Genomic DNA, 22434 nt, shown 5'->3' with positions numbered 1-22434 from the left:
GATGAGATCCGAGGTCCCACGCGCCGAGCCGGAGTCTTGCCGCGCCAGATGACGAGCTGAGCTCACCGTCGATCACGGTGCCGGGGTCGAGCTGCGTGCCCGCGGAAGCGCGATTGGCTTCTGATAACAATTCTCAGTATCTTCACGCCTGTGCTTCACGAGCTCGGCGCCCTCCTGCGGGCACCTCACCGACGGCGAGGCCCCAGAAGGCTGGACGCCCGCTCGCCCGGCGAGCCGTCCTGCTCAGCACCGTCCTGGCGATCGCGGCGCTGCTTCTGGTCGTCACCTCGTGCGCGGTCGGGGCGGTCGCGGTCGCTCCTGCACAGGCCGCACAGATCGTCGTCGGGCACCTCGTCCCGGGGATGCCGTGGATGAGCGACGGTTCGTTGACGACCCTGCAGGACCAGGCTGTCTGGCAGTTCCGCCTGCCACGCGTCCTGCTCGCGGGTCTGACCGGTGCCGGTCTCGCGCTGGCCGGGGCGCTCATGCAGGTCACGGTGCGCAACCCCTTGGCCGAGCCCTACATCCTCGGGGTGTCGTCGGGCGCGAGCGTCGGGGCGGTCCTCGTCATCGTGCTCGGGTCGGCCGCCGTCGGCGGGCTCTCCCTGAACGTCGCGGCCTTCGTCGGCGCGCTGGTGGCCTGCGGGTGCGTCGCCGCGCTGGCCCGCAAGGACGGCACCCTGTCGCCGACCCGCATGATCCTGTCCGGGGTCGCGCTGGGCAGCCTGTTCAGCGCGATCACCAGCTATCTGACGATCTCGACCGACACGCAGAACGTCGTGAGCGTCCTGTTCTTCCTTCTCGGCAGCGTCTCGGCGGCGACGATGGAGAGCCTCGTCGGGCCGGCCGTCGCGCTCGTCGTGGGGTGCGTCATGGCGGCAGCGTTCTCACGGTCGCTCAACGCCCTGCTGACCGGTGACGAGTCGGCCGCCTCCCTCGGCGTGGATGCCACGAGGCTGCGCGGCGGCCTGCTCGTCGTCGCGTCGCTGCTCACGGGCACCGTCGTGTCCGTCGCGGGCGGCATCGGCTTCGTCGGGCTCGTCGTGCCGCACGTCGCACGCATCGTCGTCGGCTCCGACCACCGGCGCATGCTGCCCGTGACCGTGATCGGCGGCGCGGTGTTCCTCATGGCCGCGGACCTGCTCGCACGGACCGTCGCGGCACCGACCGAGATCCCGCTCGGCATCCTCACCGCGTTCGTCGGCGCACCGTTCTTCCTGTGGCTCATGCGCCGCGACGGGGCCGAGCGGGCGGGGTTCGCACGATGAGGGTGGAGATCGACGGCGTCGGCGTCACCCTCGGTGGACGCGAGGTGGTGCGCGGCGCGTCGCTCGTCGTCGAGCCCGGCGAGGTCGTCGGGCTCGTCGGGCCGAACGGCAGCGGCAAGTCCTCGCTGCTCCGCACCCTGTACCGGGCCGTGCGCCCGAGCACCGGCACCGTGCGCGTCGACGGCGACGACGTGCTGACCCTGAGCCCGCGCGAGGCCGCCCGCCGGGTCGCGGTCATGCTGCAGGACCCGCGCACGGAGTTCGACCTCGACGTGCACGAGACGGTGCTGCTCGGCCGCGGCCCGCACCATGCGTCGTTCGGCCGCGACACCGCGGAGGATCTCGCGATCGTCGACGAGGCGATGCGTCGCACCGAGGTCGACGACCTGGCCGACCGCATGGTCGCGACGCTCTCCGGAGGGCAGCGGCAGCGTGTCATGCTCGCGCGCGCCCTGGCCCAGCGCAGCCCCGTCCTGGTGCTCGACGAGCCCAGCAACCACCTCGACGTCTGCCACCAGCACGACCTGATGAGCACCGTGCGCGGTCTCGGCCGCACCGTGATCGCCGCGCTGCACGACCTCAACCTGGCCGCGCAGTACTGCGATCGCGTCGTCGTCCTCGCCGCGGGCCGCGTCGTCGCCGACGGCCCACCCGGCGTCGTCCTCACCCCCGACCTCGTGCGCGCGACGTTCGCGGTCGACGTGCGCGTGCTCGGCGACCCGCCCGTGTTCGCGTTCCGGCCACTGACCCGCACCACGGCGCCCACGCCCGACCGCACCACCGTCTCCCGAGCAGAGAGCACGCACCCATGACGACTCCCCACACCCCCCGGACCACCGCACGCCGCGCCTCCGCGGCCGTCCTCGCCGCCGCACTCCTGGCCGGCTGCGGCCAGTCGGTCACGGCCGACCCGCAGGCAGGGACCGGTGCCGGTGACGACACCGCACCCGCTCCTGTGACCCTGGAGAACTGCGGTCGCGAGGTCGTGCTGGAGGAGCCGCCGACGGCCGCGGTCGGCATGCACCCCGCGCAGACCGAGCTGCTGCTGCGGCTCGGGCTGGCCGATCGCCTGGCCGGTCAGGCCCAGGCAGGGGCTCAGGCGCTGCCCGAGGACGTCGCAGACCTCGCACAGGACGTGCCGGTCATCGGCGACGTGATGCCACCCGCGCGCGAGGACCTGCTCGCCGTCTGGCCCGACTTCGTGTACTCCCCCACGACGTACGAGTTCACCGCCGAGCAGGGGTTCGCGAGCCTCGAACAGCTCGAGCAGGCCGGGGCCGCGGTGTACGTCGCGACGGGCGGGTGCGCCGAGCGCCGGATGTCGGCCGAGGTGACCGACCTGTTCACCGACCTCGAGAACCTCGGAGCGATGTTCGACGTGCAGGACGCCGCCGCCGAGCTCATCGAGCAGAGCCAGGCCGAGCTCGGCGACGTCGAGACGGCCGTCGCCGACGTCGAGCCGCTGCGTGTCGCGCAGGTATACGTCGAGGGCACGACGCTGTCTGCGATCGGCGCCGGTGTGGAGTACGACATCCTGCGCCGCGCCGGTGCGGACAACGTCTACGCGCCCGACCAGCCTGCCTTCGCCGACTTCTTCGCGGCGACCATCACCCCCGAGTCCCTCGCCGCCGAGCAGCCGGACGCGCTCGTGTTCTCCGTCTACGACGACGCGCACGAGGCGGCGACCCGCGAGTACCTGGCCACGACCTTCCCGGAAATGCCCGCCGTCCGCGAGGACCGCCTCATCGCCGTGTCCAGCGCCGACGTCTTCCCGGGCACGCTCGGCAACGTCTCGATCGTCCGCCAGATCGCCGAACAGCTCTACCCCGACGCGTTCTGAGATGCTCCACCGGCGTCTCCTCCAGCTCGCGGGCGCGGTCCCGGGCGCGATCTGCGCCCTGGCCGCCCTCGGGGTCGCGCTGTGCGGGGTGCACGTCGTGTTCGCGCTCTGCGCAGGCGCAGCGGTCGGTGCGGTCGTGGATGGCGACGGGCGAGCGCTGCCGCTCCTCGCGGCCCTCGCGGCGGTCGCAGCGGTGCGCGCGGTCCTCGTCTGGGCGCAGGAACCGCTCGCGGCGCGCGTCGGGGTGGGCGTGCGGGTCAGGCTGCGCGCCCGCCTGCTGCACCAGCTCCACGCCGTTCCCGCGTCCGAACGCAGCTCCGGACGCGCCGCGGCGACCGTGCTCGACGGCGTGAGCGGGCTCGACGCGTACTGCACCCGCTACCTGCCCCAGCTCCTCGTCACGGCGGTCGTGCCCGTCGGTGTCGTCCTGCTCGTGGGGACGTACTCGCCCGCTGCCGCGGGTGTCCTCGCCGGCACGGCCGCCGTAGCGGTCCTCCTGCCTCGTCTGGGCGACGCACGCCTCGTGCGCCACGGACGCCGCCGCTGGCAGCGGTTCGAGGAGCTCGCCGGCGACTACGTCGAGGCGCTGCAGTCGATCCCGCTGCTGCGCTCCTTCGGGGCGTCCGGGCGGGTCGGCGACCGCCTCGCCCAACGGGCCGAGGCGCTGCGCACGTCGACCATGGACCAGCTGCGCTGGTCCCTGGTCGACACGGGGGTCGGAGTCCTCGCGATGCAGCTCGGGGTCGCCGTCGCCGTCGTGGTCGCGCTCGTCGACGCGGCCCGCGGTGCCCTGCCCGTCGCCGGCGCGTTCACCGTGATGCTGCTCGCCCGGGAGGGCTTCCGCCCCGTCACGGACCTCGCACGGCACTGGCACGCGGGCTACCTCGGACTCACCGCCGTCGACGGGTTCGAGAGGCTGCTGTCCGCGCGGGCGGCCGTGCCCGACGACGGCACCCGGTCCCGCCCCGCCTCCTCGCCCGCGGCCGTCGTGCTCGACCACGTGACGTTCCGCTACCCCGGGACCGACGTCGGCGTCACGGACGTCACCCTGCGCGTCGCACCCGGCGAGACCGTCGCGGTCATCGGGCCTTCCGGCTCCGGCAAGAGCACGCTCGCCCGGCTGCTCGAGCGCGACGTCGACCCCGACCGCGGCACCGTCCGCGTGGACGGGGCGGACCTGCGCACCTACGACCGCGCAGCCCGCGTGGGCAGCGTCGTCGTGGTGCCGCAGGACCCCGCGCTGTTCGCCTGGACCGTGGCGGACAACCTGCGCCTGTACCGCCCGGACGCGACCGACGCGGAGCTCGTGGAGGCCGCGCGTGCCGCCGAGGTGCACGACGTCCTGCTCGCCCTGCCGCAGGGGTACTCCACGGTCCTCGCCGAGGACGGCGCGCAGCTCTCGGGAGGGCAACGCCAACGCCTCGCCGTGGCGCGCGCGCTCGTCTCCCGAGCACCAGTGCTGGTGCTCGACGAGGTGACCTCCGCGCTCGACCCCGAGACCGAGCAACGCCTCGTGAGCGCCGTCGCCGGACGGGACGGGCACCGCACGACGATCGTCGTCGCGCACCGAGCGGGCGCGTGCGCCCACGCCGACCGGTGGATCGCGCTCGAGGGCGGCCGGGTGGCGGGTGCCGGCGACGGGCCACCCACCAACCGCGTGCTCGCAGGATCCGACCGATGAGGCCCGTGCTGCGGATGCTCCCCGTCGTGGCCACCCACCGACGGCTCTTCGTCGAGACCGTCGTGTGGAACGTCGTCGCCCAGGCCACCGTGCTGGTGATCGCCCTCTGGCTCGCCGCGATCGTCGGGCGCGCGGTGGCGGGTGAGACGCCGCACCTCGGGCAGACCACCGTCGGGCTCGCGGCGCTCTGCCTCGTCGCCGCGGCTGCCTCCTGGCGCGAGTCGTGGGTGTCGCACGACCTCGCCTACCGGCTCATCGGCGTCCTGCGCGGCCGGGTCTTCGACGTGCTGCGCCGAGCACTGCCGTCGCGAACGCACCACCGGCACTCGGGTGACCTCGCCACGACGGTCGTCACCGACATCGAGACCCTCGAGTGGCTCTATGCGCACACGATCGCCCAGACGCTCGGAGCAGGTCTCGTCCTCGGCGTCAGCGCAGCAGCCTCCGCAGCGATCAGCCCGCTGCTCCTGCTCGTGTGGGTCCCGCTCCTCGTCGTCGGGGTCGTGGTCCCCCTCACCACGGCACGGCGCGCCCGACGCGACGGCGATGCGCTCGCCGAGGGCACCGCGCTGCTGCGCACGCAGGTGCTCGACACCGTCCGCGGACTGCGAGAGCTCACCGGTGCCGACGCGCTCGACGCCCAGCTCGACCGGGTGACCGGGAGCACCCGCGAGCTCGGACGCCTCCAGGTCCGCCACGCCTCCCGCGTCGGGGCCGAGCGCGGGATCGGTGACCTGCTGTTCGCGGTCGCCGCGCTCGGCGCGCTCGTCATCGCGCTTCTCGAACGGGAGACCGTCGCTCCCGCCGACGTCCCCCTCGCCCTTGCCGTCGCCGTCGCCGGGCTCGGGCCCGCCGCGCAGATCGCCGACCTGTTCCGCAACGCCGGCGTGCTGGGCGCGGCAGCCGAGCGGATCACCGGCGTACTCGACCTCCCGCCCACCGTCGAGACGAAGGCTCGGGACGAGCGCCGACGGCCGGACCCGCCACCCGCCGAGGACGAGAGCGGTCTCGTGCTCGATGCCCTGTCCTTCTCGTACGACGGCGAGCGGCCCGTCCTCGACCGGCTCTCGCTGCACGTGCAGCCCGGGGAGGTGGTCGCGCTGACCGGACCGTCCGGGGCGGGCAAGACGACGGCTGCCCGGCTCGTGCTGCGGCTCTGGGACCCCGCCTCCGGTGCCGTCCGCATCGACGGGACCGACGTCCGGGACCTGTCCGACGAGGCGCTGCGCGGGCTCGTCGCGGTCGTCCCGCAGTCGTCCCCGCTGCTGCGCGGCACGGTGCGGTCCAACATCGTCCTCGGCGACCCCGTCGCTCCGGCCGAAGCCATCGAGCGGGCCGCACGCGACGCCGGTCTGCTGCGCCCCGACGTCGGGCTGCCCCTGGGCCTCGACACCCCCGTCGGCGAGCATGGCCAGGGTCTGTCCGGCGGACAGCGCGCCCGCGTCGCCATCGCGCGCGCACTGCTGCGTGAACCACGCGTCCTCATCCTCGACGAAGCCACGGCATCGCTCGACCCCGACTCCGACGCCGCCCTCATGGAACTGGTCGGAAGGTCCCCCGCCAGGGCCACGCTCCTCATCGCGCACCGACAAGCCACCATCGACGCCGCAGAGCGCGTAGTCCGCCTCCAGCCCAGCCACGGCCGAGCCACCAAGACGCCCCGCCAGTAGCTTTCGCCGCTCGTCGCGCCACGCCATGGCTCAGCCCGGCACGTCGGCGGCAGGCCGCACCGTGAAGCTCGTCACGCGGGCCGGGCTAGGCAGCAGGGACCCGCTCCGGCCGTGAGCGGTCGCCGGCAAGGCGGGAGGCGAGGGCCCGCACGTTCGAGGGTGAGCCGCCGCTCGAGGTAGTCCTTGGCGCGAGCGATGTACTCGGCTTCCTGCACGACCTACGTGCGCACCAGCGCGTGCTGCACCAGCTCCTCCGCGCGATGCACGTCTCCGCACAACAACCACGCCGTCCGAGAGAGCGCCGGCTGCGCGTCGACCATGAACGCCGTGAACTCCACGTCCCGCTGGGTCCTGACGCCGGACTCGACAGGAAGCACGACCTCGTCGCTCTCATCGATCGGTGCCACGAACCCCCCTGCCGCCGCCGTCATGCACAGAACACGGACCACGACCCTGAAAGGTTGCTCGCCGATCCCTCGCCCAGGGCGCCCCGCGTCACGGGTGAGCGGTTCGAGTCCTCAGTGCTGGACGTCGTAGACGAGCTTGACCACGCCGTTCGCATACGTTGCGGAGTCGCGCAGCGACAGGGTGCGACGGTCGGCGCCGTGTGCGCCGAAGATCGTCTTGCCACCGGGAAGGAGGTAGGGGAACGACAGCAGGTTGTAGCGGTCGACGAGGCCGGCCTCGCCCAGCCGCAGGGCGAGCTCTGCGCTGCCGTGGATGAAGATCGCACCCCCGTCGGTCTGCTTGAGGTCGGCGACGTCCTGGGTGCTGCGCAGGATGGTCGTCGGTCCCCAGCCGTCGACGAGAGCGTCCTCCTGGAGCGTCGTGGACACCACGTACTTGGGGAGCTCGTGGTAGGCCGCGTGGTCGGAGGACGTCGGCCAGAAGCTCGAGAACGCCTCGTAGCTGCGTCGGCCGAACAGCAGGGCCGTCGTCTCCTCGAGCTCTTCGCCCTTCAGGGCGTACGCCTCCGGGACGAAGTCGGTGTCGAACACCCACCCGCCTCCGGGATGGCCCTCGGCCGTTCCGCCGGGAGAGTCGACCGAGCCGTCGAGGGTGATGAATCCGGTGTAGACGAGTTCGCGTGCCATGGTTCTGCTCCTGTTCGAAGGTGGTGCAGTCTCAGTGCCTTCACGACGACGTCGAACGGCGCACCCCCGGTTCGACATCTCCTCGAGAAGACTCTCCCCGAGCGCGCACCCGACTACCGAGACGGCGGTCAGACCCGGACCGTACGCGCCGCCGACCGCTCGGGTCACCGCAAATTGCCCACACCCCTCCTCGAACCTCCCTGCTCGCACGATGTCGCCAGACGCCCAGCGCGCACCACCGTCCTCACAGCCTGGAGTCAACCGCTCCCGGGCAGTCCCGAGTGCGATGGGCGTTCGGGGGCCAGGCCCTCTCGCACTGCGGCTCGAGCTCTGTGCAGACGCGACTTCATGGCCGCCACGCTGAGCCCGAGGCTGGCAGCAACCTCCTTGCCGGGATAGCCGTAGACGTCTCGAAGGAGAAGTACCCGACGTTGGTCGGCCGGTAGGTCTGCGATCAGAGCCGCGACCCGCTCATTCTCCATGCGTTGGGACACCTCGTCCTCGACCGAGCCGTCGCTCGACAGCTCGGTCGCCGAGTCGATCGGCTCGTACCTCCAGCGGCGGGCCATGGCGATGCGGCGCAGGCACTCGTTGCGCACGATCCGGAACATCCACGAGGCCAGCGCCGCAGACGCGCGCAGCGTTCCGATCTTGCGGTACAGGATGATCAGCGCTTCCTGTGTCGCATCCTCGGCATCCTGCTCGCTGAGGCAGACCGTCCTGGCGAACCGATGCACCCGCGGTTGCGACGTGGCGAGCAGGGTGCGGAGAGCGTCGACGTCACCTCTCTGTGCTGTCGCGACGATTCCGTCGACCGGCCAGGCAGCTGCGTCCGACGTCACGATCTGGCCCGCTACCTTTCCGTGCTCCGGAGGGCAGAGATCGCCTCGTCGACGGCTGAGTGCGAGTAGCCCCCGGTGGGGATGGTGGCGACATCCACATGGCGAACGACGCCTCCGCGGTCGACGAGGACGGTACCCGACTGCTGCATCGTCCCGAAGAGCTTGCGCCTGAGCCCCACGGTCTCATGAGGCGACCCCTCCGTGCCCGTCACGACAGGGAAGGGAAGCTGCTTCCGGGACGCCCATCGGGCCGCCGAGTCCACGTCGTCCGGCACGGCCACGAAGACCGCCACTCCTCGAGCGGCGTAGTCGGCCGCAGCCGCCGCCAGACGCTGGACGTGCCGGTTGCAGACAGGACATCCGGTGTGGCGCATGAAGTAGACGAGAACGGAGCTCTCACCCTGAAAGTCACGGAGCCGGACGCTGGTCCCGCCGGTGTCGGTCAGCTGCACGTCGGGAACGGGCTTCCCTACCTCGATCATCTGCTTCCCCTCGGACTCGGAACGCCCCGCGGTTCGGTGCGCTTGGAGAGAAGAGGGGCCCGAGCTGGAAAAGGATTCCACCCGACGACGCCTGAGCTCTCCGATATCAGCCCGGCCCGGCGGGACGAGCACCTCAGAGGGCGAAGCGGCGGACCAGCTCGTCCACACGGCGCTCGTGGTTCTCCGGCGAGAATCGGCCGGCGCGCTGCAGCGTCGCGGCGCCGTGCATCGCGCCCCACATCACCTCGGCGGCCGTCGGGAGGTCGGCCGGTGGGTCGTCGAGACCGCGGAGCACGTCGACGATGGCGTCGAAGCCCGCGCGCATCGACGGTGGGGTCTCTTCTGAGGCGAAGGGCGCCGCGATCGGGAGGGAGAACATCGCCTCGTACGTCGCGGGGTGCCGAGCGGCGAAGTCGAGGTAGACCTCGACCAGGGTCCGCGCACGCTCCTCACCGCTCACCTCTACACCGGCCGCCGGTCGGGTCGCCGCCATCGCCGAGGCGAGCTCCTCGAAGCCGACGAGCGCGACGGCCGTGACGATCTGGGCCCGGCCGTCCGGGAAGTGGCCGTAGAGGACGGGCTGGCTGTACCCGATCGCGTCGGCGAGCCGCCGCGTCGTGACCGCGTCCCACCCCTGGTCCTCGGCGAGTGCGCGGGCCACCGCGACGATCCGCGCCTCTCGCTCGGCGAGGAGCCGTTCCTTGCGTGCCGCTGCGGGTGTGCTCACACCCCTACTCTAGCGCCGCTAGATTGTCCGTGCTAGTTTTCCTAGCGTTGCTAGATTCCGACGGACAGAGGAGCAGGACATGGACTGGTTGCCGATCGTCGCAGTGGTGGTCGTGGGGCTCATGGTGGGCGTCGAGGTGTCGGTGGCGTTCGTCGTCAACCCCATCGTCGACCGGCTGCCCGAGAACGCCGGGCTGCTCGCCCGTGCCGACGGCGGGCGGATGCTCGGGCGCGCGATGCCGTTCTGGTACTTCGGGTCGCTCGCGCTCACCGTCGCGACCGCCCTGCTGGCCCCCACCGCCGCGTGGTCCGCCTGGACCGCCACCGCGCTCCTGGCGCTGAGCATCGTCCTGTCGATCGCTGTGCTCGTCCCCATCAACAACCGCGGGAAGACGTGGACTCCCGAGACGGCGCCCGCCGACTGGCGCGAGCAGGTGGGTCGCTGGGACCGGTACCACCTCGTCCGGATCGCCCTCCTCGTCGCGGCGTTCGCGCTCCTCGCCGTCGCGGTCGCGGCCTGAACCGACGCGCGAGACGACACCGAGACGAAGAACCGGTGGCGATCCGCCGCGAGAGCTCCCCCCAGCGAAGCTCTCGTCGCGGACCGCCACCGGTCCAGGTGTCGTCACGTGACCCGTCGTGACGACGTCCCCCACCGGTGCAAGAGGGCGCCGGCCACATGTTCGGGACGTTCACGAACAGTGATGTAGGTCACAGTACGTCGGTCTCACGTCTGCCGCCGTCGGGACCACAGGCCCCCCGCCACCCCGACGACCGCCGACCCGAGCACCACCCCGGCGACGAGCGGTGCGGTCGGACTGGGCGACGAGGCGCCGGGCGGCACGCTGGAGGACGCCACGGGGGCGAGCGACGCCGCCGTCGCGACGAACGTCGGCGCCGGGTGCGCGCCGGACGGGTCGGTATCGGTCCAGGCGTACGACGCCCCCGACGGGCACGACTGCTCCGCCGGGAACACGAACGCCTGCCCGACGTCGCCCGTCACCCGGACGTCGACCGTGAAGGCGGCACGCTCGCCGTCCGGCACCGGATCGCCCTCCCAGGCCACCGCGCCAGCGGAGACCTCCGACGTCCACCCCTCCGGCTGACCGGCCGTCAGGGCCTCGACGCCCTCCGGCAGGGTGACCCGCAGCGCGTCGGTGGGTTCGCCGTCGCACCCGTGGTCGAACGTGAACGTGAGCGTCGACGTCCCGTCGCCGTGGGGCTCGACCGTCTCGATGAGCACGTGCGCGCCCGCCGGCCCGGCGGTGAGGACGACGACGGCGGCCGCACCGAGCGTCGTCGCCGCCCGTCGGGCGAGGGTCGTGCGAGGCGCGGTGCGACGCCGGGACCGTGCGTTCGTCCGGGTCATGGCTTCGCCTCCACGGGGATCTCGACGATCGGGTTCTCGTACTTCGACGTCCGGACGCTCACGTGGAGCGTCCAGTCGCCGGCCATCGGCAGGTCGAGCGTCGCCTCGTACGCGCCCGGTCCCGTCGGCGTGAGCGGACGCGCGAAGGGACCGAGCGCCGGGTCGGCGAGCGTCGTCGACAGCTCGGGCACCTCGATCGGCTCGAGCGGCGCGCCGTCGGCGTCGAGCAGCTCGATCTCGAGCGCGTTCACGCCCACGCGCCCGGGCGTGACCCGCGCACGGAGCGTGCCTCCGCCGAGCGGCTCGACCACCTCGACCGCCTGGGGTGCGGCCTCCACGGCGGGCGGCGGGGCGTCCGCGACAGGGCTGCGCGAGACGAGCACGCCGGTCACGACGAGCACGACCGCGAGCAGCACCGCCTCGGCAGCGACCGTCCGGCCGAGCCGACGGCGCGCGGCGGCCGACGTCGTCCCCCGCGCTCCACCGTCTGCCGACGCCGACCGACGACTGTCGGCCCCCACGATCTCGGGCACGAGGCGGTAGCGGTTCCAGGCCGCGACCGCCACGAGGCACAGCGCGACGCCGACCTTGACGAGCAGCGTCTGCCCGTACGTCGTCGTCAGCAGCGCCTCGACCGTGCCGAGGATGCGCCAGCCGAGGACGGTCCCTGTCAGCGCGAGCGCGAGGACGACCCACGCGCCGAGCGCGGAGAACCGCGCGACGGTCACGGCACCGCGACGGGGGTCCACGTGCGCCGACGGCGCGAGGGTGAGCGCGAGCCCGAGGACGCCGCCGAGCCACAGGGCCCCGGCGACGACGTGCAGCGCGTCCGCCGTGAGGACGAGCCACGGCGGGCCGAACGTCCGCGTGTGCCCGACGAGCACGAGCGAACCGAGCGCGAGCGCGGACGCGCCGAGCGCGACCCCGGCGGGCCACGCCGCCCGCGTCTCCCGGCCGGCGCGCGGCGCGACGAGCGTCGCGGCCACCAGGCCGACCAGCCCGAGCGTCCCCGCGAGGGTCGCCTCCGACGCGAGCCCTGCCGACCACGTCACGGGCTCCACGAGCGCGCCGAGCCCGTCACCGGCCTGCCAGGCAGGAGTCAGCGGGACCGCGAGCACGATGCCCGCGCCCGCGACGGCGAGCGACCCGCGGCGCACGCGCTGGAGGCGACGCCGCAGGACCGGCGCGGCTCCGGGTGACACGTGCAGCACGAGGAGCTCGAACGCGACGAGCCCGGCCACGAGGAACGTCCCCGCGTAGACCGCCGCCTGGTCGAGAGCGCGGACGGCGACGAGGGCCGGCGTCGGCTCCGCGACCCGGGCCTCGACGGTCGTCGCGCTCGGAGCACCCACGGAGAACGTGAACGCCCCGGCCACGGGGTGGCTGTCGAGCGAGACGACGCGCCAGCTCACGACGTACGTGCCGTCGTCGAGCGGCCCCGCGGGGGTGACGACGAGCGCCGAGTCGACCGCGTCGACCGCCACGTCGACGGGCGAGCCGTCCGCCGCGAGGACGGTCGTCCCGCCGTCGACCGCCTGGACCGGCTCGTTGAAGGTGATGGTGAGCGCGTCGGGCGGGGCGTCGAGGACGGTGCCGTCCTGCGGGTCGGTGCCCACGAGGACGGCGTGCGCCGCGGCCGGGTCGCTCGCGAGGATCGCGAGCAGGACCGCGGCCGCGGCACCGACGACGACGGCCACCACCCGGCGCAGGGCCGAGGGGCGGCTCACGGGGTCAGGCCCCGGCGCGGCGCGTGCGCAGGAACGCGAGCAGCCCGAGCACGAGGCCGGCCGCGCCGAGCGCGAGCGCGACCCACGTCGCGACAGGCGTCGCCGCGTCGTCCGACGTCGCCGCCGCGGCGCTGTCAGAGCCGTCCGCACCCGCGGCCTGCGCGTCGGTCGCGTCGGCCGAAGCCTCGGCCTCGGACGAGGCCCCGTGCCCGTCGCCCTCGGCCGCCGTGAGCTCGAACATCGGCGCGGGCAGCTCGAGCGCGTCGGCGTCCTCGCCCTCGGCGGGGACCTGCACCCACGCGCTCTCACCCTCCTCGCACTCCTGGACGGTCGGGAAGACGAGCGTCTCGCCCTCCGCCTCGGGCAGCTTCAGCGAGAGCACGAACGCGTCCCGGTAGCCGTCGGGCAGCGAGGTCTTCGCGGTGTACACGATCTCGGCGACGCGCTCGGTGTACTGACCGCCGTGCCCGTCGTCGACGGGCTCGGCGAGGTCCTCCATGACCTTCTCGACGTCCCAGCCGGGGTTCACGCTCGGCGTGACCGCGACGATCTGCTCGGGCATCTGGATGGAAACCTTCGTGGTGGACGACACGCCGCACCCGTGCGGGACGCCGAAGGTGAGGAGCGCGTACGCGCCGGCGGAGGTCGTGTCGGGGTTCACGGAGACGTGGGCGGACGCGGCGCTCGCGCCGACGACGACGAGCCCGGTGGTGAGTGCGGCGGCGCCGAGGGCGCGCAGGGTCTTTCGCATGGTGGTGCCTTTCGGGGAGAAGGAGGTGTGGGGGGCTCCCGGCCGGCCGACTGCCCGCGGGCTGGTCGACGGCACGCGCGCACGCCGACGGCGGTGTGCGGGTACGCGGGAGCGGGACGCCGGCGGCGTCCGGTGGGTCAGGCGACGGCGGGTGGGGCGCGTCCGAGCGCCGCCCCGCGCACGAGCACGTCGCGGACCGTCGGCAGCTCGCCGCGGGCGAGCGGTGCCGTCGGGGCGACGACGGCGCGCGGGCGACCGGGGACAGCGGCTCCGGTGAGCCAGGACCACAGGCGCCACAGCACCGCGTCGCCGTAACGCAGCACGAGCGCGACGGCGAGCGTCGCGACCGCGTGCGCGCCGAGCATGGCGAGCGGGGACGCCCCGTCCGCGTGCGTGTGGGGCGCCCCGGTGGGCGCGAGCGCCGCGCACCGGTCGAACACGACGTGCAGCACGAGCTGCCCCGCGCCGAGCAACCCGAGGAGCCGGGGCAGCCCGATCTGGCGGCGCGTGAGCGGGCGCACGGCGACGGCGGTGAGGGCCGCGAGCACGACGAGCGGCACCGCGCCCGGGTCCGCGCCGCCCGCGAGGCCGTGGGCGACGACGGACAGCCCGAGGACCGCGGCGGCGAGCAGCAGCGCCCGCACGCCGCGGAGCACCCCGGCTCCGGGCGACGTCACGGACGCACCCTAGCGGTGCGGGCGGCGTCGGCGACAGGGGTCGTGGCCGTCCTCCAGGGCACCAGGAGGACGACGGGGCGAGGCATCCTCAGCCCTGCGGGTCGTGCGGCGCGTCGTCGTCACCCGGGGCGGCGTCGGGCCCGCGATCCCGACGGCGCAGCACGACCACGACGATCACCGCGGCCGCGACCACGACGACGCCCAGACCGACGAGCACGGGGACGAGCGAGGCCCCGTCGTCCGCGGCGTCGGTGGCCGAGCCGGTCCCGGTCGTCTCGGTCGCCGCGTCGGTGGTCGCCTCCGCGGACGCCGTCTCGTCCGAGGACGCGGTCTCCGTCGGGGTGTCCGTCGTCGGCTCCTCGGTGGCCTCGGGCGCCGGCTCCGGCTGGACGGCGACGGCGAACGCGAACGTGCCCTCGATCGGGTGCCCGTCCGACGACACGACGCGCCACGCGACGGTGTACGTGTCGCCGCCGAGCGCGACGGCCGGGTCGATCGCGAAGGTCGCGGTGCTGCCGTCGATCGTCGGCGCACCCTGCGTGACGACCGTCCCCGCGGAGTCCGAGACGACGACCTGCGGCTCGACGGCGAGCGGCTCGGTGTTGAACGTGAGCGTGATCGCGGCGGGCGGGGCGGCGAGCTGCGCCCCGTCGGCCGGGTCGGAGGACAGGAGGCGGTCGTGCGCGGAGGCGGGACCGGCGGTGAGCGTCGCGGTGACCGCGGTGAGCCCGAGCGACAGCGCGAGCGTCGCGACGAGAGCGAGGAGGGCAGCGGGGAGAGCCGACACGGGTCGGCGCAGGGAGAGGGTCATGAGGGTCTTCCGTCCGAGGCGCGGCGGTCGCCGCACGGTGGTGCCCGTGGCCCGGCACGTCGCCGGGTCCGCCTCGTCGGGTGCCGCGCTCAGGACGCGGCGAGGGGGCGGTGCAGTGCTCCCGACGGGCCGACGCCCGACGGAGGGCCACGGGTCGGGGTGGCGCGGGGGCGCCAGGCGACCACGGGACGCGACGCGTGGGACGGGACCACCAGACGAGGGCCGGTCACCGCCAGCGCCACGGGCGCAGGGAGCGCGACGCGCGGCGTCACCCAGGCGAGGAACCGCTCGAGCGCACGCTCGCCGAACGACAGGACGAGAGCGAGGACGACCGTGGCGACGGCGTGCGCGGCAACCATCCACAGGCCCGCGGTGCCCGACGTCGCGAGGTGGGCCGGGTGCGCGAGGCTCGCCCCGCCGTCGGGTAGCGCGGAGGGCACCGCGCACACCACGCTGCCGGCGGTCGCGGCGGCGGCGTGACCATGACCGGCGCCGACCGGCGCGCACGAGCCGCCCGGGGCGAGCACCGTGAGCGCCTGGTGCAGGCCGAGCTGGGCGCCGCCGAGGAGCGCCACCAGCCGGGCGGGAGTGAACCGTACGCGTGCGGCCGCCGTCGTGCCCGCGAGGGTGAACGCGGCCAGCGCCGCGAGGACCAGCGGGTCCGGGAGGGCCCCGCCCGCGACACGGTGCGCGAGCGCCGTCAGGGCGAGCACGAGGGTCGCCACGAGCGCGGCGCGTGCGACGCGCAGCGGACCGGCGACGGGGGAAGGCACGGACGCCACCCTAGCGCGAGGCGTCGCCGCCCGGCGGGGCCGCCTCGGTGGACGACGACGCCTCGACGTCGGGCGTCCCGGCGGGCGGCACGATGCCCGGGTAGCGGCCGATCGCGGGTCCTGTCGGCAGGAGCCGGTCGATCCCGACCAGGACGAGGCCGAGCACGAGGAATCCCGCGCCGTACAGCACGACGTTGACGAGCAGCCCCGTCCACCCGAGCGCGTCGAGGTCGACGAACCCGTACGGGTACTCGCTGCCCGGGCTCACGAACCCGCGGATCGTCGTGAACGCGAAGTACGCGAGGGGGTACAGGAGCCAGCGCGCGGCGTCGAGGCCGCGCAGGCGGCGGTGGGCGTCGAGCAGGACGAAGTCGGCGAAGACCGCGAGCGGCAGCACCTCGTGCTCGATCTGCCCGTCGGTCAGGCCGAGGAAGACCGCGGGAGCGTCGGGATCCTCGGGGGCGAGCACGAGCCACGACACGAGACCGGTGATCGCGGCGAACAGCGTCACGGCGCCCTTGAACCACCCCGGCGGCTGCGCGCGCCGGAAGAGCGACGCGAACCCCGCCCACGCGAACGCGACCGCGACGAGGAAGCCGGTCTGGTTCGTGAAGTAGACGAGACCCTCGATGTCGCCGTCGCGCCAGACGGCGCGCGTCCCGACGAGGGCGAGGACGACGAGGAACAGCCGGAACAGCCCGACGACGACGTGCATGCGAGCTCCTTCGCGCGCGGTGTCCCGTGGTCGTCACGCATCCGACGGCCGCCCGACCACGGGTGCGGCGGCCTCGGGTGGAGAGCCTAGTGGCCGGAGCGGCGCTGTGTGCGACGCCGAACCACCACGACCGCCCACGCCACCAGGCTCCACGCACCCGCCCAGACGAGACCGGCGACTGCCGTGCGCAGACTGCGCGCGGCGTCCTCGGCGCCCGCGGACGTCAGGTGGTCGAGGTCCGAGCGCGCCACGACCGTGCCCGGGTCGTCGGGGTGCTGCACGGCGGCGAAGGTGCCCGCGTACGGGCTGCCGGACGGGGCGGGGACGTGCTGCGGCGGGTCCACGGCCGCCGGGTCGACCCCCTCGGCGCTCGTCGCCCCGCGGAGCTCGACCGGCTCGGCCGCTCCGGGGACGCGCGCCGTCACGCCGGAGACCTGGACGCCGCCGGACCCTGCCTTGCCCTCGATCACGAGGACGGCGTCCGTCGCCTCGACGGCGACTCCCTCCCGGCTCAGCTCCTGGGCCAGTGCGACGTCCTGCGTCGTCGTGACCCACTGCCACACGCCGACGACGGCGAGCGCCGCTCCGATCGTGATCGCCGCGACCACGAGCATGCCGACGAGCTCACGCCCGAGCCCGCGGGTCGCGCGCTTCGTCACGCTCGGTACGGTCACGGCTGTCCCCTGTCCGACGGCGGCCCCCAGCCGTCGGAACGTGGCCGGGAGTGCACCACTCTAGGGGCCGACGGCGGCCCCGCCGCCCCGGAGAACGCCGAAGGGCCGCGCCGAGGCGCGGCCCTTCAGGTGTGTCGTCACCCGCCCCGGCGCGAGGCGCCGAGCGGGTGGGAGATCACAGAGGCTGGATGTTCGTCGCCTGCGGGCCCTTGGGGCCCTGGGTGACGTCGAACGAGACGCTCTGGTTCTCCTCGAGCGAGCGGTAGCCGCTCGAGGCGATCTCGGAGTAGTGGGCGAACACGTCGGCGGTGCCGTCGGAGGGGGCGATGAAGCCGAAGCCCTTCTCCGCGTTGAACCACTTCACGGTGCCTGTAGCCATGATGTCTTCTCTCGTTGATGCGACCGGCCCACGACTGCGGGTCCGGTTGTCACGCCCCGCGGGGCGCTGACGGTGGTGGGGGCGGGTCCGTCGGGAGCCCGCCGGGCGTTCACGCGGCGCGACGAGGTGCCGCTTCACGTGGTCGAGGGCGGCGACGACGCCCAAGGACCGCGTGAAGCGGTCGTGGACGTGGAAGCCGTCGGGGAGCTGCGTGACCAGACCGGCGTACTCGCCGTCCGCCGTCGCGACCCACAGGTCGTCGTCGGCGCGGCGCAGCACGAGGTCGGGGCCGGAGTCGCCCGGGACCGCGACGGTCCCGAGGTCGTCGCTCGACCCAGGGTGTTCAAGGGTGGAAGAAAGGATGTTCTCTGCTCTCGCTCCGCACACTCGGGCGGAGATCGTCTTCGGCAGCTCGTGCTGCCCGGTGCGCACGGCCTCGCTCCGATGCTGAGGACCGAAGAACGTCACGGGAACGTCGTCCCGTGACTGATGCGCAACCCTCAGGGTACACCACGGTCCTCCCGGCGCCCGGCGAGGGCGCGCGGCGGGACGTGTGCCTCGGGCGATGATGGGGGTATGACGACCTCATCGGCCTCCCGCCCGCTCCCCCGCACCACCCGCCGCAGCGTCGCCGTCGTGAACGGCTACGTCGTGCCCGTCTCGTCGGACCCGATCGAGAACGGGACCGTCCTGATCGAGGACGGGATCATCACCGCGGTCGGCGCGGACGTCGTCGTGCCCGACGGCGTGCCCACCCTGGACGCGCGCGGCCGCTGGGTGCTGCCCGGGTTCGTCGAGGCGCACGCGCACATGGGCGTCATGGAGGAGGCCGAGGGCTGGGCCGGCAACGACACCAACGAGATGACCGACCCGAACGGCGCCGCGCTGCGCGCGATCGACGCGATCAACGTCGAGGACGAGGGCTTCCGCGACGCGCTGGTCGGCGGCGTGACGAGCGCCGTCGTGAAGCCCGGCTCGGGCAACCCCATCGGCGGCCAGACGGTCGCGATCAAGACGTGGGGCGGGCGCACGGTCGACGAGCAGGTCATCCGCGAGGCGGTGTCCGTGAAGTCCGCGCTCGGCGAGAACCCCAAGCGCGTGTACGGGGACCAGAAGAAGACGCCGTCAACGCGGCTCGGCGTCGCGAAGGTCATCCGCGCCGCGTTCGTCGACGCGCAGAACTACGTCGCCCGGCGTGACGCGGCCGAGGCGAAGGGCGAGCCGTTCGACCGCGACCTCGCGAAGGAGACGCTCGCGCGCGTGCTCGCCGGCGAGCTCTTCTGGGACCAGCACACGCACCGCGCCGACGACATCGCGACGGCGCTGCGCCTCGCGGACGAGTTCGGGTACCGGCTCGTCGTCAACCACGGGACCGACGGCGCGGCCGTCGCCGACGTGCTCGCCGAGCGCGACGTCCCGGTGATCTTCGGCCCGCTGTTCACGTCGCGCTCCAAGATCGAGCTGCGCAACCGCGACATCGCGAACCTCGGGGCGCTCGCGCGCGCGGGCGTGCGAGTCGCGATCACGACCGACCATCCCGTCGTACCGATCAACTTCCTCGTCCACCAGGCGTCGCTCGCCGTCAAGGAGGGCCTGGACCGCGACGTCGCGCTGCGCGCGCTCACCGTCAACCCGGCGTCGTTCCTCGGCCTCGACGACCGCGTCGGCGCGCTCGCGCCCGGGCTGGACGGCGACGTCGTCGTGTGGTCGGGCGACCCGCTCGACGTGACCGCGCGCGCCGAGCACGTGCTCGTCACCGGCGCGGAGGTCTACACGTGGGACCCGAGCGCCAACGCCGGCCGCGGCGCCGGGCGCGTGGTCGAGCGCGGGGAGCGCTTCGCGGGCTGACCCTCGGCGAGCGCTCCGCGTGGCACGCCTCGCGCCGGTGGCGGACCATCGGAGGATGCGCACCGTCCACCTCCACCGTCCACGGTTCGTCGCCGCCGGGGCGCTCGTCGGGCTCGCCGTCCTCCTCGGCGCGTGCTCCGGGCCAGGTCCCGGGGAGAAGGACGTCGCCTACGGCTCTCTCGACGAGCTCCACGAGGCCGCGACGACGGCTGGGCTCACGTGCCTGTCCTTCACCCCCGAGGACTCCGGCACGCCGGACGTCGAGCTCGGGGAGTGCGACGACACCGCGCTCCTCGCCGTCTTCGGCGACGACGTCGCCGAGGAGGACTTCCTCGGCCTCCTGCCTCCGACGTCCGAGACCGAGGGCGAGGCGGCGCTCGTGGGGCCCAACTGGGTCGTCACCGGCGACGTCGACGACCTCGAGGAGACGCAGGCGGGCATCGGCGGGGACCTCGTCTCCGACCGTTGAGGGCTCAGCGGCGAGCCGCGCACACGACGCAGGTCCGCGCCGTCGGGCGCGCCTCCAGCCGCCCGACGGCGATCGGCTGCCCGCACGCCTCGCACGTGCCGTAGGTCCCCGAGTCGAGCCGAGCGAGCGCGGCGTCGGCCTCCTCGACCTGGGCCGCCGCGTCCCGCGCGAGCGCGTCGGCCTGGGCACGCTCGAACGCGATCGTGGCGCCGTCGGGGTCGTGCTCGTCGTCGGCGTTCGAGTCGCGCGACGCCTCGACCATCCCGTCGACGTCCGCGCGCAGGGCGCGGACGCGACCGAGTGCCGCGTCGCGGACCGCGAGCACGCGGTCACGGGCGCCGTGGGGCGGCAGGGGTACGAGTCGTCCGGTCATCTCGTCACCCACAACGCACGGGAGGGGCCGAAGCGTCCCACGACGACGCGCTCCCGACCCGCCGAGAGGGGACCTCGCCCCATGCGCCCCGCATGACATCGGCGGCCGGGGGATGGAAGAGTAGATCCGCCCGGCTCACCCGGGCTCGCCGACGAGACCTGGGAGACCTGCATGAGCACGGTCGTCACGTTCGAGGACTTCGGCGGACCCGAGGTCCTGCACGTCGACGACGAGGTGGTCGCCGAACCCGGGCCGGGCCAGGTCCGGGTCGCGAACCGCGTCGTCGGGGTGAACCCCGCGGACCTCAAGCGCCTCGCGGGGTCGTTCGGCGGCCGGGTTCCCGGGGTGCTCGGGTTCGAGGCGGCCGGGGTGGTGGACGCCGTCGGGCCCGACGTCGCCGACCTCGCCCCGGGTGACGAGGTCGTGTGGCACGGGACCGGAGCCCAGCGCGCACTCTCGCTCGTCCGCGCCGATCACGTGCGTCCCAAGCCCGCGTCGGTGCCGTTCGACCAGGCGGCCGTCCTCCCCGTCGCCGCGGCGACGGCGTTCTCCGCGCTCGTCCAGGCCGACGTCGGCGAGGGGGACGTCGTGCTGCTGCACGGCGCGAGCGGGGGCGTCGGCTCGGCCGCCGTGCAGATCGCGCTCGCACTCGGGGCGCGCGTCGTGGGCACCGCCTCGCCCGCCAACCACGACTACCTGCGCGAGCTCGGCGCGACCCCCGTCGCCTACGGCGCCGGGCTGGTCGAGGCGGTGCGCGCCCTGCCGGACGGCCTCGACGAGGTGAGCGTCGTCGTCGACCTGGTGGGGTCCGGCGAGACGGTCGCGGCGACGGTCGCCCTGCTCGGCGAGGACCTCGCGCCCGCCGAGCCGGACGACCCGCCGCGCGCCGTGACGATCGTGGGCAGCGACGCGTCGCGCGAGGCCGCGATCGTCGACAAGGTCGACGCCAAGGGCGCGCTCGACGAGGTGCTCGCGCTCGCGGAGGCGGGCCGCCTGCACACCGAGATCGCCTCCCGGTTCCCGCTCGCCGACGCCGCCGAGGCGCTGCGCCTCGTCGCGGACGGGCACGTGCGGGGCAAGGTCGTCCTCGACGTCGGCTGAGCGCCGACGCGCGCCGGGCACCTTGTGACGCTGCGCACATGCGCGCCCGCGGATCCGCGAGATCCCGCGGTTCTCGGCCCGGGTACGGCCGAATCTCCTTGCACCGAGCGGGCGCTCCAGTGTGGAATCCTTAGCATGCGTAAGTATCTTGCCGCCACCGCGGCGCTTTCCTGTGCCCTCCTGCTCGCGTCCTGCGCCTCTCCGACCGACCCGGCGAGCGACGACGCGACCCCCGCGACCGAGACCACGACGACCGAGGCCGCGCCCGAGGTGACGCCCGCCGTCGTCGCCGTGACCACGACGTGCAACACCTTCTACAGCGGCGAGTACTCCGCCGAGAAGCTCGTCGCGGACACGACCCCGCTCCTCGCGACGCCCGAGACCGAGGAGGCCGCCGCCGCGATCCTGACGACGCGCGAGCGCCTCGTCGCCGTCCAGAACTTCGCGGACGTCGACCTCGTGGAGAACCTCAACGCCATCAAGGCCCCGTTCGAGGCGGCCGTCCAGGGTGCCGAGATCGACACGGCGGGCCTGCAGCCCGCTCTGGACGCGTTCCGCCAGCAGTGCGCCGACGCCGGGTACGCCTTCGCGTCCTGAGTCCCCTGCCGCCGCGGTCCTGAGCGGCCCGTCCCTGACCCAGGGGCGGGCCGCTCTCGCGTCTCCGCGTCCGCTGGGAGAAGCCGTGTCGGACGGCCGTGGTTGGCTCGTCCCATGGCCCACCCGTCGCGCGTGCCCGACGACGACCCGTACCTCGAGCGGCTGCGTCGCCTCTGCCTGCTCTTCCCCGCCGCCGAGGAGCGGGTCTCGCACGGGCGGGTGACCTTCCGCGCGCGACTGCTCTTCGCCGTCTACGGCGGCATGACCAAGGCCACCACCGACGCTCCCGCGCGGCAGTACCCGCGCTCGGTCCTCCTCCCCGTCCCCGAGGTCGACCGCGCCGCGCTCGCCCAGGACGACCGCTTCTTCGCGCCCGCCTACTACGGCCCCGCCGGCTGGATGGGCCTCGACCTCGACGCCGCGCCCGTCGACTGGCAGGAGGTCGCCGAGCTGCTCGACGCGTCGTACCGCGAGGTCGCGGGGCCGCGGCTCGTCGCCCGGCTCGACGAGGTCGGCAGCCCCGCGGCCGGCACCGACCGCCGACCGAGCGGGGACTGAGCGCCAACT

The 22434-nt window shown here is 74.0% G+C and carries 26 protein-coding genes; 11 read left to right on the top strand and 15 right to left on the bottom strand.

The window, feature by feature from the left end; translation table 11 throughout:
- Positions 1 to 239: 239 nt before the first annotated feature.
- From ACMXGY_RS01450 to ACMXGY_RS01430, 5 genes are read left to right on the top strand one after another with little or no spacing between them, the layout of a single operon-like run.
- Complete coding sequence (locus tag ACMXGY_RS01450) at positions 240 to 1268, top strand: FecCD family ABC transporter permease (RefSeq protein WP_483776762.1); 1029 nt, start codon at positions 240 to 242, stop codon at positions 1266 to 1268.
- The gene (locus ACMXGY_RS01445; protein WP_483775113.1) at positions 1265 to 2080 is read left to right on the top strand and encodes an ABC transporter ATP-binding protein; all 816 of its coding nucleotides are present in this window, start codon (positions 1265 to 1267) and stop codon (positions 2078 to 2080) included. Before ACMXGY_RS01450 ends, ACMXGY_RS01445 begins: the two co-directional genes overlap by 4 nt.
- Positions 2077 to 3108: an ABC transporter substrate-binding protein gene (locus ACMXGY_RS01440; RefSeq protein ID WP_483775112.1), complete on the top strand. Its 1032-nt coding sequence runs from the start codon at positions 2077 to 2079 to the stop codon at positions 3106 to 3108. The genes ACMXGY_RS01445 and ACMXGY_RS01440 overlap by 4 nt, the downstream gene beginning before the upstream one ends.
- Position 3109: 1 nt before the next feature.
- Entirely contained in the window at positions 3110 to 4789 is a 1680-nt protein-coding gene (locus ACMXGY_RS01435; protein WP_483775111.1) for an ABC transporter ATP-binding protein/permease, read from the top strand.
- On the top strand, positions 4786 to 6459 hold the full coding sequence (locus ACMXGY_RS01430; protein WP_483775110.1) for an ABC transporter ATP-binding protein: 1674 nt from the start codon (positions 4786 to 4788) through the stop codon (positions 6457 to 6459). The genes ACMXGY_RS01435 and ACMXGY_RS01430 overlap by 4 nt, the downstream gene beginning before the upstream one ends.
- Before the next feature lie 218 nt (positions 6460 to 6677).
- Here the strand turns inward: ACMXGY_RS01430 and ACMXGY_RS01425 are convergent, their stop codons facing one another.
- The 5 genes from ACMXGY_RS01425 to ACMXGY_RS01405 form a co-directional block, all read right to left on the bottom strand.
- Complete coding sequence (locus tag ACMXGY_RS01425) at positions 6678 to 6866, bottom strand: hypothetical protein (protein WP_483775109.1); 189 nt, start codon at positions 6864 to 6866, stop codon at positions 6678 to 6680.
- 111 nt (positions 6867 to 6977) lie between these two features.
- On the bottom strand, positions 6978 to 7553 hold the full coding sequence (locus ACMXGY_RS01420) for a dihydrofolate reductase family protein (RefSeq protein ID WP_483775108.1): 576 nt from the start codon (positions 7551 to 7553) through the stop codon (positions 6978 to 6980).
- 257 nt (positions 7554 to 7810) lie between these two features.
- Positions 7811 to 8395: an RNA polymerase sigma factor gene (locus ACMXGY_RS01415; RefSeq protein WP_483775107.1), complete on the bottom strand. Its 585-nt coding sequence runs from the start codon at positions 8393 to 8395 to the stop codon at positions 7811 to 7813.
- Between the two features lie 11 nt (positions 8396 to 8406).
- Positions 8407 to 8877 carry a peroxiredoxin family protein gene (locus tag ACMXGY_RS01410; protein WP_483775106.1) on the bottom strand — a complete coding sequence of 157 codons (471 nt, stop codon included), beginning with the start codon at positions 8875 to 8877 and terminating at the stop codon, positions 8407 to 8409.
- A 133-nt stretch (positions 8878 to 9010) separates the two neighbouring features.
- Positions 9011 to 9604 (bottom strand): TetR/AcrR family transcriptional regulator, encoded by a 594-nt coding sequence (locus ACMXGY_RS01405; protein ID WP_483775105.1) that lies wholly within the window; start codon positions 9602 to 9604, stop codon positions 9011 to 9013.
- Positions 9605 to 9683: 79 nt separating this feature from the next.
- On the opposite strand from ACMXGY_RS01405, the gene ACMXGY_RS01400 reads away from it, so the two are divergent.
- Positions 9684 to 10124, top strand: a complete 441-nt coding sequence (locus ACMXGY_RS01400) for an anthrone oxygenase family protein (RefSeq protein WP_483775104.1) — start codon at positions 9684 to 9686, stop codon at positions 10122 to 10124.
- Between the two features lie 206 nt (positions 10125 to 10330).
- Here ACMXGY_RS01400 and ACMXGY_RS01395 read toward each other — a convergent pair whose 3' ends face one another.
- The 9 genes from ACMXGY_RS01395 to ACMXGY_RS01355 all read right to left on the bottom strand — a co-directional run bounded on the left by ACMXGY_RS01395 (position 10331) and on the right by ACMXGY_RS01355 (position 17479).
- Positions 10331 to 10972 carry a DUF1775 domain-containing protein gene (locus tag ACMXGY_RS01395; protein WP_483775103.1) on the bottom strand — a complete coding sequence of 214 codons (642 nt, stop codon included), beginning with the start codon at positions 10970 to 10972 and terminating at the stop codon, positions 10331 to 10333.
- Positions 10969 to 12699: a copper resistance CopC/CopD family protein gene (locus ACMXGY_RS01390; RefSeq protein ID WP_483775102.1), complete on the bottom strand. Its 1731-nt coding sequence runs from the start codon at positions 12697 to 12699 to the stop codon at positions 10969 to 10971. The genes ACMXGY_RS01395 and ACMXGY_RS01390 overlap by 4 nt, the downstream gene beginning before the upstream one ends.
- Positions 12700 to 12703: 4 nt before the next feature.
- Positions 12704 to 13450 (bottom strand): YcnI family copper-binding membrane protein, encoded by a 747-nt coding sequence (locus ACMXGY_RS01385; protein WP_483775101.1) that lies wholly within the window; start codon positions 13448 to 13450, stop codon positions 12704 to 12706.
- Positions 13451 to 13587: 137 nt separating this feature from the next.
- On the bottom strand, positions 13588 to 14127 hold the full coding sequence (locus ACMXGY_RS01380) for a hypothetical protein (protein ID WP_483775100.1): 540 nt from the start codon (positions 14125 to 14127) through the stop codon (positions 13588 to 13590).
- Positions 14128 to 14215: 88 nt separating this feature from the next.
- The gene (locus tag ACMXGY_RS01375) at positions 14216 to 14938 is read right to left on the bottom strand and encodes a copper resistance CopC family protein (protein WP_483775099.1); all 723 of its coding nucleotides are present in this window, start codon (positions 14936 to 14938) and stop codon (positions 14216 to 14218) included.
- An 89-nt stretch (positions 14939 to 15027) separates the two neighbouring features.
- The gene (locus ACMXGY_RS01370; RefSeq protein ID WP_483775098.1) at positions 15028 to 15711 is read right to left on the bottom strand and encodes a hypothetical protein; all 684 of its coding nucleotides are present in this window, start codon (positions 15709 to 15711) and stop codon (positions 15028 to 15030) included.
- A 10-nt stretch (positions 15712 to 15721) separates the two neighbouring features.
- Complete coding sequence (locus ACMXGY_RS01365) at positions 15722 to 16426, bottom strand: Pr6Pr family membrane protein (protein ID WP_483775097.1); 705 nt, start codon at positions 16424 to 16426, stop codon at positions 15722 to 15724.
- Positions 16427 to 16512: 86 nt separating this feature from the next.
- Positions 16513 to 17085, bottom strand: a complete 573-nt coding sequence (locus ACMXGY_RS01360) for a hypothetical protein (RefSeq protein ID WP_483775096.1) — start codon at positions 17083 to 17085, stop codon at positions 16513 to 16515.
- Positions 17086 to 17275: 190 nt separating this feature from the next.
- A complete protein-coding gene (locus tag ACMXGY_RS01355; protein WP_483776761.1) occupies positions 17276 to 17479 on the bottom strand; it encodes a cold-shock protein in 204 nt (67 codons plus the stop codon).
- A gap of 576 nt (positions 17480 to 18055) precedes the next feature.
- Here ACMXGY_RS01355 and ACMXGY_RS01350 point away from each other — a divergent pair.
- Entirely contained in the window at positions 18056 to 19327 is a 1272-nt protein-coding gene (locus ACMXGY_RS01350; RefSeq protein WP_483775095.1) for an amidohydrolase, read from the top strand.
- A 55-nt stretch (positions 19328 to 19382) separates the two neighbouring features.
- Entirely contained in the window at positions 19383 to 19796 is a 414-nt protein-coding gene (locus ACMXGY_RS01345; protein WP_483775094.1) for a hypothetical protein, read from the top strand.
- Between the two features lie 4 nt (positions 19797 to 19800).
- Here ACMXGY_RS01345 and ACMXGY_RS01340 read toward each other — a convergent pair whose 3' ends face one another.
- Positions 19801 to 20169 (bottom strand): TraR/DksA family transcriptional regulator, encoded by a 369-nt coding sequence (locus ACMXGY_RS01340; protein WP_483775093.1) that lies wholly within the window; start codon positions 20167 to 20169, stop codon positions 19801 to 19803.
- Positions 20170 to 20340: 171 nt separating this feature from the next.
- Here ACMXGY_RS01340 and ACMXGY_RS01335 point away from each other — a divergent pair, with 171 nt between their 5' ends.
- The 3 genes from ACMXGY_RS01335 (at position 20341) to ACMXGY_RS01325 (ending at position 22425) form a co-directional block, all read left to right on the top strand.
- Positions 20341 to 21270 (top strand): quinone oxidoreductase family protein, encoded by a 930-nt coding sequence (locus tag ACMXGY_RS01335; RefSeq protein WP_483775092.1) that lies wholly within the window; start codon positions 20341 to 20343, stop codon positions 21268 to 21270.
- Positions 21271 to 21405: 135 nt separating this feature from the next.
- On the top strand, positions 21406 to 21867 hold the full coding sequence (locus ACMXGY_RS01330) for a hypothetical protein (protein ID WP_483775091.1): 462 nt from the start codon (positions 21406 to 21408) through the stop codon (positions 21865 to 21867).
- A 114-nt stretch (positions 21868 to 21981) separates the two neighbouring features.
- Entirely contained in the window at positions 21982 to 22425 is a 444-nt protein-coding gene (locus ACMXGY_RS01325; protein ID WP_483775090.1) for an MmcQ/YjbR family DNA-binding protein, read from the top strand.
- Positions 22426 to 22434 lie beyond the last annotated feature (9 nt).

This window comes from Cellulosimicrobium sp. G4 BAM 1002, assembly GCF_057126935.1.
This window is presented reverse-complemented; position numbering and strand designations above follow the sequence as displayed.

Coding starts and splice junctions, on each gene's coding strand:
- ACMXGY_RS01445 (WP_483775113.1), top strand. CDS start 1,265: ATGAGGGTGGAGATCGACGGCGTCGGCGTCACCCTCGGTGGACGCGAG.
- ACMXGY_RS01440 (WP_483775112.1), top strand. CDS start 2,077: ATGACGACTCCCCACACCCCCCGGACCACCGCACGCCGCGCCTCCGCG.
- ACMXGY_RS01435 (WP_483775111.1), top strand. CDS start 3,110: ATGCTCCACCGGCGTCTCCTCCAGCTCGCGGGCGCGGTCCCGGGCGCG.
- ACMXGY_RS01430 (WP_483775110.1), top strand. CDS start 4,786: ATGAGGCCCGTGCTGCGGATGCTCCCCGTCGTGGCCACCCACCGACGG.
- ACMXGY_RS01420 (WP_483775108.1), bottom strand. CDS start 7,553: ATGGCACGCGAACTCGTCTACACCGGATTCATCACCCTCGACGGCTCG.
- ACMXGY_RS01410 (WP_483775106.1), bottom strand. CDS start 8,877: ATGATCGAGGTAGGGAAGCCCGTTCCCGACGTGCAGCTGACCGACACC.
- ACMXGY_RS01400 (WP_483775104.1), top strand. CDS start 9,684: ATGGACTGGTTGCCGATCGTCGCAGTGGTGGTCGTGGGGCTCATGGTG.
- ACMXGY_RS01395 (WP_483775103.1), bottom strand. CDS start 10,972: ATGACCCGGACGAACGCACGGTCCCGGCGTCGCACCGCGCCTCGCACG.
- ACMXGY_RS01385 (WP_483775101.1), bottom strand. CDS start 13,450: ATGCGAAAGACCCTGCGCGCCCTCGGCGCCGCCGCACTCACCACCGGG.
- ACMXGY_RS01375 (WP_483775099.1), bottom strand. CDS start 14,938: ATGACCCTCTCCCTGCGCCGACCCGTGTCGGCTCTCCCCGCTGCCCTC.
- ACMXGY_RS01365 (WP_483775097.1), bottom strand. CDS start 16,426: ATGCACGTCGTCGTCGGGCTGTTCCGGCTGTTCCTCGTCGTCCTCGCC.
- ACMXGY_RS01355 (WP_483776761.1), bottom strand. CDS start 17,479: ATGGCTACAGGCACCGTGAAGTGGTTCAACGCGGAGAAGGGCTTCGGC.
- ACMXGY_RS01350 (WP_483775095.1), top strand. CDS start 18,056: ATGACGACCTCATCGGCCTCCCGCCCGCTCCCCCGCACCACCCGCCGC.
- ACMXGY_RS01345 (WP_483775094.1), top strand. CDS start 19,383: ATGCGCACCGTCCACCTCCACCGTCCACGGTTCGTCGCCGCCGGGGCG.
- ACMXGY_RS01340 (WP_483775093.1), bottom strand. CDS start 20,169: ATGACCGGACGACTCGTACCCCTGCCGCCCCACGGCGCCCGTGACCGC.
- ACMXGY_RS01335 (WP_483775092.1), top strand. CDS start 20,341: ATGAGCACGGTCGTCACGTTCGAGGACTTCGGCGGACCCGAGGTCCTG.
- ACMXGY_RS01330 (WP_483775091.1), top strand. CDS start 21,406: ATGCGTAAGTATCTTGCCGCCACCGCGGCGCTTTCCTGTGCCCTCCTG.
- ACMXGY_RS01325 (WP_483775090.1), top strand. CDS start 21,982: ATGGCCCACCCGTCGCGCGTGCCCGACGACGACCCGTACCTCGAGCGG.